This window comes from Streptomyces sp. SPB162 (genome assembly GCF_029504575.1).
Classification (GTDB): domain Bacteria; phylum Actinomycetota; class Actinomycetes; order Streptomycetales; family Streptomycetaceae; genus Actinacidiphila.
The window spans coordinates 5131702-5145259 of the sequence record NZ_JAQFII010000001.1; the positions used below are offsets into that span (position 1 = coordinate 5131702).

Genomic DNA, 13558 nt, shown 5'->3' on the forward strand with positions numbered 1-13558 from the left:
GAGGTGTCGACCGATGAGAGTGCTGCTGCTCGGAGCCGATGGATTCCTCGGACGGCACGTGGCCGAACGGCTGCTCGCCGACCCCGCCGTACAGCTGACCGCGCTGGGGCGCAGCGATGACGCCGACGTGCGGTTTGACCTGGCGAGCGGGGCGCCGGGGGCGCTGGCACGGTTCCTGGACGCCGTGCACCCGGGCGTCGTCGTCAACTGCGCGGGCGCCACCCGCGGCGGGGCCCGCGAGCTGACCCGGCACAACACCGTGGCGGTGGCGACCGTGTGCGAGGCGATGCGGCGCAGCAGTACCGGCGCGCGCCTCGTCCAGGTGGGATGCGCCGCCGAGTACGGGCCCTCACCGGCCGGTGCGTCCACCGCCGAGGACGCGGTGCCGCGGCCGGGCGGCCCGTACGGGGTGAGCAAGCTCGCCGCGTCCGAGCTGGTGCTGGGATCGGGTCTCGACGCGGTGGTGCTGCGGGTGTTCAGCCCGATCGGTCCGGGCACGCCGACGACTTCACCGCTGGGACGGCTGGCCGAGGCACTGCGCCGGGCGATGCAGAGCGGTGACGGCGAGTTGAAGCTCGGCGGGCTCGCCGTGCAGCGCGACTTCATCGACGTCCGGGACGTCTCGCGCGCGGTGCACGCGGCATCGTTGTCCGCCGCGCAGGGTCTGGTGAACATCGGGTCGGGCCGGGCCGTACGTATGCGTGACATGGCCGCCGGCCTCGCGCACGTCGCGGGGTACGACGGCACCCTGCACGAGCTGGACGAGCCGCAGGCGGCTCCCGGCCCGCCCCCGTACCCCGATGGCTGCGGCCTCTGGCAGCAGGCGGACGTGCGGACGGCCCGGGACCGCTTGGGCTGGCGGCCTCGTATCGGCCTCGAGGAATCGCTGGCCGACGTCTGGATGGAGGCGGCATGCCGCGTCTGACACCACCGCACTTCTGGGGCACCGGGCTGCGCGACCGCTCCGGCGGCGCCGGCCCGGGGACGGGCGGCCAGGCCCGTTCCGACCGGCTCGGCTTCGGCGTCCCGGTGACCGCGCATCCGCTGGTGGCACCGGCCGAGTGGGGCGAACTCGCCCGCCCGGGAACGCCGCTGCACTGGGTGGTGCTGAACGTGGCGGGCGGCCCCGGCACCCGGCCCGACCCGCTGTACACGGAGGCGGTGGCGCGGGTCCGGGAGAGCGGGGTGCCGGTCCTCGGCCATCTGGACGCCGCGCTCGGCACCCGGCCGTTCGGCGAGCTGGTCTCGGACGCCTCCCGCTACCTCGACTGGTACCGGGTGGACGGCTACTACCTGGACCGCGCGCCGACGGAACGCACCGAGCTGCACGAGTGCCGGCGGTTGACGACGACGCTGCGGGCGCTGCTGGCGGGCGACGACGGCGAGACCGGGCAGCAGGAGGGCGGTGCCGGGCACATCGTGCTGGGCCACGGCACGCATCCGCACCCCGGCTACGCCGAGATCGCCGACCAGCTGGTGACGTTCTCCGGCCCCTGGAGCCGTTACCGCTGGTCCGAGGCGCCGCAGTGGACGGCCGCCTACCCGCCGGAGCGCTTCGCGCACCTCGTGCACGGGATGCCGCGGTCGCATCTGGTGACGGCGATGCGGATCGCCCGCTGGCAGGGCGTGGCGACCGTCTGTTTCACCGACCGCACGGACCGGGACGGGGCCGACCCGTGGGAGGGGCTGGCCGGCTACTGGGACGAATCGGTGCGAACGTTGCGGAAGCAGCCGCCGCCCAGCATTTGAGCCCATTCGGTCTCGCTCCTCGGACCGGGTGTCTCGGAATGAAGACCGGCGTGGCAGTGTTACGGAGAGAACCACCCGTACACCCGTATGCCTACCGATCCGGAGTCCCCGTGTCGCTGCCACCCCTGGTCGAGCCGGCTGCCGAGCTCACCGTCGACGAGGTCCGCAGGTACTCGCGCCACCTGATCATCCCCGATGTGGGGATGGACGGACAGAAGCGGCTGAAGAACGCCAAGGTGCTGTGTGTCGGCGCCGGCGGCCTCGGCTCGCCGGCCCTCATGTACCTGGCCGCCGCCGGTGTCGGCACGCTCGGCATCGTGGAGTTCGACGAGGTCGACGAGTCGAACCTGCAGCGCCAGATCATCCACAGCCAGGCGGACATCGGCCGTTCCAAGGCCCAGTCCGCGCGCGATTCCGTCCTCGGCATCAACCCGTACGTGAACGTCGTTCTCCACGAGGAGCGCCTCGAGGCCGAGAACGTCATGGAGATCTTCTCCCAGTACGACCTGATCGTCGACGGCACGGACAACTTCGCGACCCGCTACCTGGTCAACGACGCGTGCGTGCTGCTGGACAAGCCCTACGTCTGGGGCTCGATCTACCGCTTCGACGGTCAGGCGTCCGTCTTCTGGAGCGAGCACGGCCCGTGCTACCGCTGCCTGTACCCGGAGCCCCCGCCCCCCGGCATGGTCCCCTCCTGCGCCGAGGGCGGCGTGCTGGGCGTGCTCTGCGCGTCCATCGGGGCGATCCAGGTCACCGAGGCGATCAAGCTGCTCGCCGGCATCGGCGACCCGCTGGTCGGCCGTCTGATGATCTACGACGCCCTGGAGATGACCTACCGCCAGGTCAAGGTCCGCAAGGACCCGGAGTGCGCGGTCTGCGGTGAGAACCCGACCGTCACCGAGCTGATCGACTACGAGGCCTTCTGCGGCGTCGTCTCCGAGGAGGCCCAGGAGGCCGCCGCGGGCTCGACGATCACTCCGAAGCAGCTCAAGGAGTGGATCGACGACGGCGAGAACATCGAGATCATCGATGTCCGCGAGCCGAACGAGTACGAGATCGTCTCCATCCCGGGCGCCAAGCTCATCCCCAAGGGCGAGTTCCTGATGGGCACCGCCCTGCAGAACCTGCCCCAGGACAAGCGCATCGTCCTGCACTGCAAGACGGGTGTCCGCTCCGCGGAAGTCCTCGCCGTCCTGAAGTCCGCGGGCTTCGCGGACGCGGTGCACGTCGGCGGCGGCGTCATCGGCTGGGTGCACACGATCGAGCCGCACAAGCCGGTCTACTAGTCGCGCACACGGAGGGGCCCGCACACCGTCATCGGCGTGCGGGCCCCTCCCGCGTACTCACGAACAGGTCGTGCCCTTGGCCGGCACCTTCCCGTCCAGCAGATAGGCGTTGACGGTCTTCGTCATGCAGGCGTTGCCGCTGTTGTACGCGCCGTGCCCCTCGCCCTTGTACGTGATCTCGACCCCGACGTCCGCACCGAGCCCAGCCGCCATCTTCCCGGCGCCCTCGTACGGCGTGGCGGGGTCGCCCGTGTTGCCGACGACGAGCAGGGGCGCGGCGCCCGGGGCGCTCACGTCCGGCGTCGTCCAGTTCCCCTGCACCGGCCAGCCGGTGCAGGCCGGAAGGCTCCAGGCCAGGAAATCGCCGAAGACCGGCGAGGCCCGACGGAACGCGGGCAGCTTCTCCTTCACCTGGTCCTGGGTGTAACGCTGCTTTGCGTCGGCGCAGTTGACCGCGGTGTTGGCCGGCATCAGGTTGTTGTAGCGGCCCTTCTCGTCCCGGCCGGCGAACGAGTCGGCGAAGGCGAGCAGCAGGTTGCCGTGACCGGTCGCCTTGGCCTCGTTGAGCGCCATGGTCAGGTACTTCCAGTCGTCCTTCGAGTACAGCGTGGCCGCGATCCCGTTGGTCGCGATGGTCTGGGTGACCTCGCGGCCGTCGTTGGTCGGCAGCGGCTTCCCGTCGAGCTTCGCCAGGAACGCGGCGATCCACTGGTCGCCGGCCTGCCGGCTGTGGCCGGTCGGGCAGTCGGCGGTGTGCTTCGCGCAGTCCGTCATGTAGTTGTCCAGCGCGAGCTGGAAGCCCTTCGCCTGGCCGATACCGGCCTGCTCCGGGTCGAGCGTCGGGTCGACCACACCGTCGAGGACCGCGCGGCCCACCTTGCGCGGGAACAGGTGGGCGTAGACGCCGCCGAGCTCCGTCCCATACGAGATGCCGAAGTAGTGCAGCCGGTCATCGCCCAGGACCTGGCGCATCAGATCCATGTCGCGAGCGGCACTGACCGTGTCCACGTGCGGCAGCACGTCACCGGAGTTCTTCACGCACGCCGCCACCAGCTTCTTCAGGTCCGCCTGCTGCGCCCGCATCTCCTCGGGCGTGTCAGGGGTGCCGTCGACCGACCGGGAGGCGTCCGTGGCCCGGTCGTCCAGGCACGTGACCCCCCGGCTCTCGCCGACGCCGCGCGGATCGAAGCTCACCAGGTCGTAGCGCGACCGCAGCTTCGCGTAGTCCTTGCCGAACGACGGCAGCGCGGCCACCCCGGACCCGCCGGGGCCACCGAAGTTGAACACCAGCGACCCGATCCGGCCGCTGCCGCCCGTGGCCTTGGCGCGGATCATCGCGAGGCCGATGGTCGGCCCGTCCGGCTTCGCGTAGTCCAGCGGCGCCTTGAGCGTCGAGCACTGCCACTCGCTCCCCGGCGCCTTGCCGTCCGCCCCCTGCGCCACACTCGGCGCCGGGCACCGCCGCCAGCTCAGCTTCTGCCCGGTCAGCGAGCCGGGCAGGGCGGCCTGCGCCCCGGCGGACGGCGTTTCGCCGCCCGTCGCGGAGGCCGTCGACGACGGCTTGTCGTCAGCGGCCTTGGAGTCCCCGCCCGTACACCCCGCGGCCCCCAGCGCCATGACCAACGCGACACCGACCACCACGTCGCGCCGCACGCGTACGTTGCTCATGAATCCTTCTCCCACCCGTTGTTCTCAATGCCCGGATGATCCCATACGGGCGGATAGTTCTGCGCGTGATCAGGGCGGGGGCGCGTGGCGGACGCGGTCCGGGGGATCAGCGGACGATGCTCTGGATTTCGCGGACGGTGACGGGCTTGGGCTCGTCGATGACGCCGTTGGGCAGCCCGTCGCCCGCGCCGTTGGAGCCGACCCAGGTAACCGTCCACGTCGCGGTGACGTTGAGCTGGTACGCGCCGGAGCGCGCGGTCGAACGGAGATACGTGACGCCGCAGGGCGGGTTGCCGGCCGCGCCCTTGGAGTACGCGGCGCCCACCGTGCCGTCGGAGGCGATCGGGCATTCACCCGAGCCGGGGAACACGGTCGCGTCGGGTGTACCGGGCTCGATACGCACGCTGCTCGCCTTCGCGGTGGTCTCCGCCCAGATCTGGCGGCCGCCCCCGAGATCCACGGACGCGCGGACCTTCACCGGCGTGTACTTCTCCTTCAGCCATACCCAGGTCGGCAGGTTGACCGTCTGCGCCGTCGCCGGGCTCATGGTGATCGTCACGCCCGGGAGGCGCGTGCTCGCGTAGGCGAGCTTGGAGAGCATCTCCGGAGTGATCACGTGCCTCGTCCCGGCCGGCGGCGGATCGCCGTTCGGCACCCACTTCGGATTCTGGTCGTTGCAGGACATCTGGTCGAACTCGCTGGCGGCGGGGTTGGTGGACACCGCCCACCACTGGCCCTTGCCCTCCTGCTCGACGTTGAAGTCCTTGTAGCCCTTCTCACCGGGGTAGTCGAAGCCGTCCTGGTAGTGCGCGAGGTCCTGACCCATGGCGGTGGAAAAGCTTCCATGGACCTGGGGCGACACCTCCTTGTAGCTCTGGGTGTACTTGTCCTTGAACTCCTGCGCGCCGTACTTCGGCCCGAACCAGCACGGTGGCGGCGTCCAGGACGTATCCACCGAGGCGATCTGCTTGCGACCGGGATCGGTGGCGCCGGGCGTCACGGGGACGACGCTGTAGCCGGCGGCGGCGTTCAGGTTGCCTTCGTGGTTGCCGCCCTTCACCTGGGTCGTGGGCGGCTTGGGCAGGTCCTCGTCGGCGTAACTCGTTCCCGCCGCGGCTACGACAGCGACAGCGGCGAGGGCCAACGCCCTTCGCAGCGGCACCGCGTGTCCTATTGCTTGCACTGCTGGGCACTCTCCTTCACCACGATGGACTGGGCCTGCCACAGATCGACAGTGGGCCGGAACTTCGTCAGAACGATCTCGTAGAACGCGTAGCTCTTGACGCTCTCCGCGTTGACGTGGACCTTCCCGGTCGGGATCTCCTTGCTGAACAACTTGGCCTGGTTCTCGCAGAACGTGACCTTGGCGGAGGTCTTGTTGGACGCGATCTGGACCTCGGGCCGGTAGTAGCGGTCGGTGCCGGTGAGGGTCCGCTTCAGGTCCACTCGGAGCTTGATGTAGCTCTTCCCGTACGAAAGGGCCTTGTCCGTGGCGTAGGTCTGCAGGCCGCTTTCCGCGAAGCTCTGCTTGACGACCCCGTGCACGAGGGACTGCATGAAGTTCGCCGTCGTGCTCAGCACCAGCGCCTGCGTGTGGTCCGCCGGTGCCTGCCAGTCGAAGTTCAGTTTCAGGTCGGCCGGTAGCGCCAGGGCCGGGTCGATCGTCGGGGCGCCGGTTGCCGCGGGGGTGGTTGCCGGTGCGGAGGGCGCGGTCGTCGCGACGCCTGGGATCTTGTCGCCGTCGTCGGATCCGCCCCCGCCCCCGCCGCAGGCGGTGAGCAGGAGGGCGGTCGCGGTCGCGAGGGCGGCGGCGGTGAGCGCTGTGGGGGCTCGCATGAAGGTGAAGGGCTCCCGGTCGGTGGGTGGGCACCGGCGGGTCAGCTCTGTGTACGTCCCCGTGGTCCCCGTACGTAGGACGTACGACGTTACCCAAGCAACGCAGGAGGCGCGAGGGAGAGCCTGTGCCTAACGCGTCACGGTCATGTCACTGTCGGCGTTCGGGGCCGGGGGGCGTCACCAGTAGCGGCCCTCGATCATCGCCTCCAGCGACGTGCGGTGCATGATCAGGTCGTCCGGGTCGGCGGGCAGGGGGCGTTCGCCGAAGTGGAGCTGGCGGTAGCCGATGCGGAGCATCACGTTGGCGTGCCGGATGGCCGCGTAGAGGGTGTGGAAGTCCAGGTCGCGAGGGGTGTGGCCGGTGGCGTCGCGGTAGCGGTCGGTGATGGCGTCGCGGGTCATGAAGTCGGGGAGGCCCGGGTGGCCGGTCTGCTCCGTGAGGTCCTGGAAGAAGCGGTGGAGGTAGATCATCCAGGCGACGTCGAGCTCGCGGGGACCGAGCGCGGCCATCTCCCAGTCGAGGACGGCCACCGGTTCGAAGCCCGCGTAGAGAATGTTGCCGATACGGGCGTCGCCCCAGCTCAGGACGGTGGGGCCGGGGTCTGCCGGCCAGATTTCGTCGAGCCGGTCGAAGGCGCGCTCGATGAGCGGCGAGCGGGGGTGGCCGTCGATGACCCAGTGGTAGTACTCGCGTTGGGCCGCGACGTGGTCGCGCAGCGCGTCGCCGGACGCTCCGGCCAGGAACGCGACCGACTCGACCGGGACGGTGTGCAGTTCGGCCAGTACGTCGACGGTGGAGTGCTGCAGGTGCTCGCGGTCGGCGGGGTCGGCGTCGTAGAGCCAGTTGTCGCCGTAGGTGTACGGCATGACGTCGGGCGGCACCCGCCCCTCGACGCGCTCCATGACGAAGAACGGCGCGCCGAGCGGCGCCGGGTCGGTCTCCAGGCACAGCAGGGCCGGGACGGGTGCCTTGCTGTGCCGGGCGACGGCCTCGATGGTGCGGTACTGGCGCTCCATGTCGTAGACGGGGAAGGCCGCGTGGCTGTCCGGGTCGGCGGCCAGCCGCAGGACGCAGTGGCGCAGTTGCTGGCGGGCGGTGCCGCTCCTGTGCGGGACGGCGAGGTCGAACAGGACGGTCTCGCTGGACATGCCGTTGGAGGACGGGACCCGGAAGGAGCGGGTGTGCGCGCCGGGCTCGCGCGCGTGCAGCCAGGCGTCGAGCCGCTGCCGGAGGAGCTGGGGATCGCGGGTGCTGGTGGTCATGCGCGGCGCGGGGGGCGGGGTCGGGCTCGACACGGTTCCTCCTTGCGGGCCTTGCCGGACAGGGGCTTCGGCTACCCCCCATTCTTTGCCGGGTTCGGAGGGGGATACGCGGCCGTGCTCCAACGGGCTACGCGTTGACGAACGGAAGTTGACGGACGGAAGTCGACGGACAGGTGGGCGGGGGCCGGACAGGGGTCACGGCGCCACCGAGTCGAAGCCGGTGAACCCGCTGGGGTCGTGCCGTCCGAAGCTGCCGTGCTCGAAGATGCCATAGCCGGTGGCGCCGTCCCAGGTGAAACGGGCCGCGTGGTCGATGACGCCGTACGCCGCAAGCCCCAGCCCCGCCGGGTCCGACAGGTCGTACGCGCGGCGGTCCAGCCAGCCGCGGCCCTTCCACTCGCCGTGCTGCCAGTCACCGGCCGGTGGATATCCGGCGCCGACCGCCAGCGGACTGCCGCCGAGCAGCTCGGCGTGAATCTCGATCGGCTTGCGGTCGGCTCCGGTGAGGTGGATGACGGCCGACTCGGGGTGGCGGGTGCCGGAGCGGTAGGTGATGTCGACGTGGGCGCGGCCCAGTTGCTCGTCGGGGCGGCCGGCGTCGGCGGGATGGACGAGGACGGCGCTGTCGAGGGTGCGGTAGCCGTCGGCGTCCTCCTGGAGGATCACCATGACGAAGCGGTCCTCGAAACGGATCGGTATCCACAGCCAGTGGAAGCCCTCGGTGCGGAACTCCTCGGCGGCCCGGCCGGGCGCCTCGCCGGGGATGGGGCGGACGCCCCAGCTGCGGTCGCGGGTGGCGGTGAAGCGGCCGCGCTCCACGGTGATCTCCCGGCCGCCCGCACGGATCACGCCGTGGCAGCTGCCCGCCTGGCAGAACCGGTGGGCCTCGAGGAAGAGCCGGTCGCCGGTGTACTGGATGTGGTGCGGCTCCTCGACGGCCGGGAAGTCCGCCTCCCAGACCAGGTCGTAGGAGAGACCCGCAGCCTCGTCCCCGCCGCAGTCCCCGTCCCCGCCCCCGTCTTCGTCCGGGGCCTGCTCCTCGCACACCAGTCGCAGCCGCTCGAGCGGTTTCTGGACCTCGATGCGCAGGGGGCCGACCTGTTGCCGCATCCGGTCCTCGCCGAGCGCGTCCGATGCTCTGACGGCGATGAGCCGGTCGCCCTGGAGGAGGGTCGCGTAGGCGTCGGTGACGCCGAGGTTCGGGTAGACGCCGAGGCCGGTGATGAGCAGTGCCCGGCCTTCGTGGTCGAAGACCTGGAAGATCGACCGGTCGTAGGCGTTGCGGTCGCCGCTGGCGACATGGCGCATGGAACGGGCGATCTGGTGCACGGGGTACTCGTCCAGCGGAACGGGTCGTTGGGGCACGGCCGTCTCCTCCTCGGTGTCGAGAACTCACTGACGGTACGTCAGCTGAGGAGGCCGGGCCTAGTGCTCTGGCCGGAATGGTTTGCCTGGTTCGCGGCGTCCGGCGCGGTGCGTCGCACCGCCGCGTCGTCGCTCGCCGCGTTCTCCTTGCCCGCCTCGTCCTCGATCATCCGCTCGATCGGGTTGGTGGCGATGCTGCCGACCACCGAGGCGAGGACGATGGAGCCGATCAGCAGGACGGTCGACAGCCAGACCATGGTGGAGACCGGGAGGATGAAGGCCAGCACGATCCGCGCGACGCACTCGGTCAGCAGGGAGAGGCCCCAGATCTTGCTGAACAGCAGCTCCGCGCGGCGGAAGCGCGGATCCACGGCCGCTTCCAGCCGGTCCCAGGCGCGGACGTTGGCGGCCTTGCCCTTGGTCATGAACGGCTTCAGCCCCGCGGACATCAGGGGCTTCCCGGCGGCGGCCGCGATCACTGTCAAGATCCCCACGACGCTGCTGAGGGCCGAGTCCTTGACGATCATCAGACGCGCGTCGCCGGTGACGAAGCTGAGGACGATGCCCACGAGGTTGACCGCCAGCATGATGCCTGCCAGCCCGTTGAACGACCGGTCGCGCGCCGCCCCGGCGACGGTGCGGATGGCGGGGACGATGCTGCTCAGCATGAGTGACGGGACCAGGCCGAGGCCGAAGCCGTCGTGCAGCAGGTAGTAGGAACCGAGCGGCACGGCGATGTCGAGGGCGAGCGGCTTCACCATCGTGACCAGCGGGTTCGGCGCCTGCTCGGCCGCGGCAACCTCTTCGGGACCGGCCTGCGTCTGCTGCTGCACCTGCGTCATGTCCGGGCTCCTCCGTGAGAACTTCTTGTAGGAAGAGCCTCGCGCGGAGGGGGGTTCACCCGACAGAGATGGATCTCCAGCCTTCGGCAGTACAAATGTCCTGGCCACCACGTCCCTGCCGTCCGTCGCCAGAAGTCGCCGGAAGGCGCCCCGGCCGGAGCACTAGAGATCGCCCCTGCGGCTCAGGTAGTTGAAGGAGAGCCACCCCGGCAGGACGGGGAGCCAGAACGTCAGGAGACGGAAGAGCAGCACCGCCGGAGTGGCGACCGTGCCCGGGAGGCCCGCCGCGATCAGACCACCGGTGAGGGCGAACTCGACCGCGCCGACGCCGCCGGGGGTCGGCGCCGCGGAGCCGAGGGCGTTGCCGGCGAGGAAGACGACCGCGATCGTCGAGTAGCTGAGGCTGCCGCCGAAGGAGCGTACGCAGGCGTCGAGACAGATGATGAAGGTGACGGTGACCATCAGCGTGCCGCCGATGCCCGTCAGCAGCTTCGCCGGACGCTGCAGCACGTCGAGCATGCGCGGGATGACCCCCGCGAACAGCGCCCGTACCCGGGTGGAGACGAACTTGCGCAGCGTCGGGATCGCCGTCCCGACCAGCACCAGCACACCCGCGGTGAGGAGCCCGGCCATGACCGTGCGGGACGGGGAGAGGGACGGCGTCTTCTCGGTGCCGGTGATGTAGCCGAACGTCAGCAGCAGCAGAATGTGCGAGCCGAGACCGACCAGCTGGGACGCGCCGACGCTCGCCACCGCGAGGCCCGGCCGCACGCCCGTCTTCTGCAGGTAGCGGGTGTTGAGGGCGACGCCGCCGACCGCCGCCGGGGCGACGAGTTTCACGAAGGATCCGGCGATCTGCGCCATGACCGTCCTGAACAGCGACAGCCGCTCCGGGACGAAACCGGCCAGGGCGCACGCCGCTGCCACGTAGCTGAGCGCGGCGCCCAGCACGGCGATGGCCGCCCAGCCCCAGTTGGCGCGGGAGATCGTGTCGGCGATCGGCACCGAGCTGATCTGCGACAGCAGGAAGTACGCGGCGAAGGCACCCGCGATGACGGTGACCAGCGTGCGCGGCTTGATCCGCTCCAGGCGGACCGGCTCCACCGGGGCCTGCGGCCGGATGAGCAGCACCTGCTGGCGGATCCGGGAGAGCAGATCCTCCTCGCGGGCCTCGTCCTGGGCCACTTCGATGGCCCGTTTCTCGGCCCGCTTCTCGGCCTTGGTCGAGCCACGCGAGGGAGCGGCCTCGGCCGCCGAGAGGCGCGCCTCCTTGTCGGCCGCCGACGCGGCGAGCACGGCGTCCCGCTCGCGCTGCGCCCGCTCGCGGTTCAGTTGCTTGAGCTCCGCGCGGGTGGACCGGCTCAGCGCGATCGGCTGGAGCAGCGGCAGGGAGTTCGCGACGGCGTCCGGGCCGAGGACGGCGACGGCCGTCTTGACCGCCCGCTCCGGGCCGACGCGCAGCGCGACGGTGGTCAGCAGTTGGGCGATGTCCATCCGCAGCACGATGTCGCCGGCCGCGATCTCGCCGCCGCGCAGGTCCGTCAGGAAGACCTTGCCGGAACGATCCACCAGCAGGGAGTCGCCGATCAGCCGCCGGTGCGCGATGCGCCGCGACTGGAGTGCCTTGACCTGCTGCCAGGCGTTGGACAGCAGCTCGTAGGTGAGCTCGTCGTCCGGCAGCGCGTTCAGCCGGCGGCCGCCGATGTGCTCGTAGACGAGCATGACGGCGTCCGGGCCCAGCTCGGAGGTGGCGATCAGTTTCGGCGCGTTGGCCCCGGCGGCGATGGCCGCGTACGCGAGCAGCGCCTCCTGCTCCAGGGTCTGGCGCAGCGACTGCAGGCTGCGGCGCTGGTTGATGCCGCGCAGCGAGATCCGGCGCCACACCCGGTAGAAGAAACCGTGTGCCTGCTGCTCGCGGTCCACGACGGTGACGTCGAGCGGCGGTCCGTCCTCCAGCGTGACGAGGTAGCCGCGGCCGCGCTCGGAGTCGGGGGTCTCGGGGACCTCGTCGTCCGCGCGGCGGGTGGTCAGCGGGGCGAAGCCGACGCGGCGCAGACCGGCGAGCAGGTTCTGGCCGGTCGGCCGGACGTTCGGTGAGCCGACCGAGTACAGGGTGCCGTAGGCGACGGTCCAGCCGATGAGCACCGTCACGATGATCGAGAACGGCGTCGTGTAGCCGCCGACCAGCACCGCGAACGCGTCCAGCAGCAGCACGACCCACAGCAGCACCCGCCAGCGCGGGCGCCGGGCCATGCCGACGGCCGTCATGTACGCGATGACCGGCGCCAGATAGCCGTGCACGGGGTCGGTGATCCCGCCGCCGCCCGGCGCGATCTGGGTCATCGCGGCCCTGATCGGGTCCGGGGCGGCGTTGGTCACCCACAGGTCGGTGGCGAGCGCCACGCCGTGGGCGAGGACGGCGGCGAGCACACCGTCGGCGATCCGCAGCCCGTCCCGTTTGATCAGCCGCTCGATCGCGAAGGCGACCGGGACGATCAGTACGGCGATGCTCGCGGTGAGGCCGGCGAAGGTGCTGAGCGCGTCGGGCGCGTTGCGCGCGCCCTTGGCGATGTCCGCCTCGACGCCGTTGGTGGTGGCGTGGGCGAAACCGGCGATGGCCATGACGACGGCGATGCCGAGCAGGCCGAGCAGGAACCGCATGAGGTCGGCGGGGCGGTGTACGCGAGCGGCGAGCAGCGGCTCGTCGCTGGAGACGTCGTCGCTGTGGACGACCTCGGGCTCGTCGGAGGGATCGGATGATACGGAGGGGTTCGTGACGCTCGCGGCTTTCGTCGCCTTCGCGGCAGGTGCTCCCGGTTCCGGATCGGGGGCGCCGTTTCTGTTGCCCTCGGTGTCGCCGTCGGCGCCGGGCGTCCCCCCATCGGGCGACGGCACGTCAGCGGCGCGGTCGGCCGAAGTGGCCGCCGCGTCCTGTTCGTGCTGTCCCGCTGCCTCGTCCTGCTCGCTTATCAACTGTCACCCCGCCGACGATGGTGGCATGAAGCGGTCCGGGGATGCGCGCTGAACCCCCCGTTGTCGGTGGCCTGAGGCAGGATGAGCCGGATGAGTGAGCGGACAGACGAGGACACCGCGCCCTCCGAATACGCCGAGCGGGTGCTCGAAACCGCCGAGGCCATCCCGCCGGGCCGGGTGATGACCTACGGGGACGTCGCCGAGTGGCTCGACGAGGGCGGGCCGCGGCAGGTCGGCCGCGTCATGGCGCTGTACGGGGGCGCCGTGCCGTGGTGGCGCGTGGTGCGCTCCGACGGCCGGCTGCTGCCGGGCCATGAGCTGCGGGCGCTGGCGCACTACCGGGAGGAGGGCACGCCGCTGCGGGAGGCGGTGCGCTCCGCCGAGGGCCATGTGCCGCGCGTCGACATGCGGCGGGCCCGGTGGGACGGCGCGCCCGCCGGGAAGTGACGACCGGATGCTCACGGTTCCCAGCTTCGGCCATGGCGGACCGGAACATGCGGTGGGACGTCCGTACGGAGTACGTGAAGGCATCCGCGGATGAGGTGAGCGGGCATGCGGTCGAGTACGTGACCG

11 protein-coding genes are annotated in these 13558 nt (G+C 71.0%); 4 read left to right on the forward strand and 7 right to left on the reverse strand.

All coding sequences use genetic code 11. The features are described 5' to 3' along the window. Positions 1 to 13 precede the first annotated feature (13 nt). From M2266_RS23560 to moeZ, 3 genes are all read left to right on the forward strand, one after another. Positions 14 to 925, forward strand: coding sequence for an NAD(P)-dependent oxidoreductase (locus M2266_RS23560; protein ID WP_277439972.1), 912 nt, complete (start codon positions 14 to 16; stop codon positions 923 to 925). Further along, a complete protein-coding gene (locus M2266_RS23565; RefSeq protein WP_277439973.1) occupies positions 913 to 1749 on the forward strand; it encodes a spherulation-specific family 4 protein in 837 nt (278 codons plus the stop codon). The genes M2266_RS23560 and M2266_RS23565 overlap by 13 nt, the downstream gene beginning before the upstream one ends. A 110-nt stretch (positions 1750 to 1859) precedes the next feature. Continuing rightward, the gene (gene moeZ / locus M2266_RS23570; RefSeq protein WP_277439974.1) at positions 1860 to 3038 is read left to right on the forward strand and encodes an adenylyltransferase/sulfurtransferase MoeZ; all 1179 of its coding nucleotides are present in this window, start codon (positions 1860 to 1862) and stop codon (positions 3036 to 3038) included. Between the two features lie 57 nt (positions 3039 to 3095). Here moeZ and M2266_RS23575 read toward each other — a convergent pair whose 3' ends face one another. The 7 genes from M2266_RS23575 to M2266_RS23605 form a co-directional block, all read right to left on the reverse strand. Next, entirely contained in the window at positions 3096 to 4706 is a 1611-nt protein-coding gene (locus tag M2266_RS23575; protein WP_277439975.1) for an alpha/beta hydrolase, read from the reverse strand. 106 nt (positions 4707 to 4812) lie between these two features. Beyond that, a complete protein-coding gene (locus M2266_RS23580) occupies positions 4813 to 5889 on the reverse strand; it encodes a hypothetical protein (RefSeq protein WP_277439976.1) in 1077 nt (358 codons plus the stop codon). After that, complete coding sequence (locus tag M2266_RS23585; protein ID WP_277439977.1) at positions 5877 to 6542, reverse strand: hypothetical protein; 666 nt, start codon at positions 6540 to 6542, stop codon at positions 5877 to 5879. The genes M2266_RS23580 and M2266_RS23585 overlap by 13 nt, the downstream gene beginning before the upstream one ends. Positions 6543 to 6719: 177 nt before the next feature. Next, entirely contained in the window at positions 6720 to 7805 is a 1086-nt protein-coding gene (locus M2266_RS23590; protein ID WP_277441324.1) for a phosphotransferase family protein, read from the reverse strand. A gap of 195 nt (positions 7806 to 8000) precedes the next feature. Beyond that, entirely contained in the window at positions 8001 to 9170 is a 1170-nt protein-coding gene (locus tag M2266_RS23595) for a hypothetical protein (protein ID WP_277439978.1), read from the reverse strand. A gap of 41 nt (positions 9171 to 9211) precedes the next feature. Then, on the reverse strand, positions 9212 to 10012 hold the full coding sequence (locus M2266_RS23600; protein ID WP_277439979.1) for a VC0807 family protein: 801 nt from the start codon (positions 10010 to 10012) through the stop codon (positions 9212 to 9214). A gap of 162 nt (positions 10013 to 10174) precedes the next feature. Continuing rightward, on the reverse strand, positions 10175 to 12985 hold the full coding sequence (locus tag M2266_RS23605; RefSeq protein WP_277439980.1) for a flippase-like domain-containing protein: 2811 nt from the start codon (positions 12983 to 12985) through the stop codon (positions 10175 to 10177). 81 nt (positions 12986 to 13066) lie between these two features. Here M2266_RS23605 and M2266_RS23610 point away from each other — a divergent pair, with 81 nt between their 5' ends. Next, complete coding sequence (locus tag M2266_RS23610; RefSeq protein WP_277439981.1) at positions 13067 to 13432, forward strand: MGMT family protein; 366 nt, start codon at positions 13067 to 13069, stop codon at positions 13430 to 13432. Positions 13433 to 13558 lie beyond the last annotated feature (126 nt).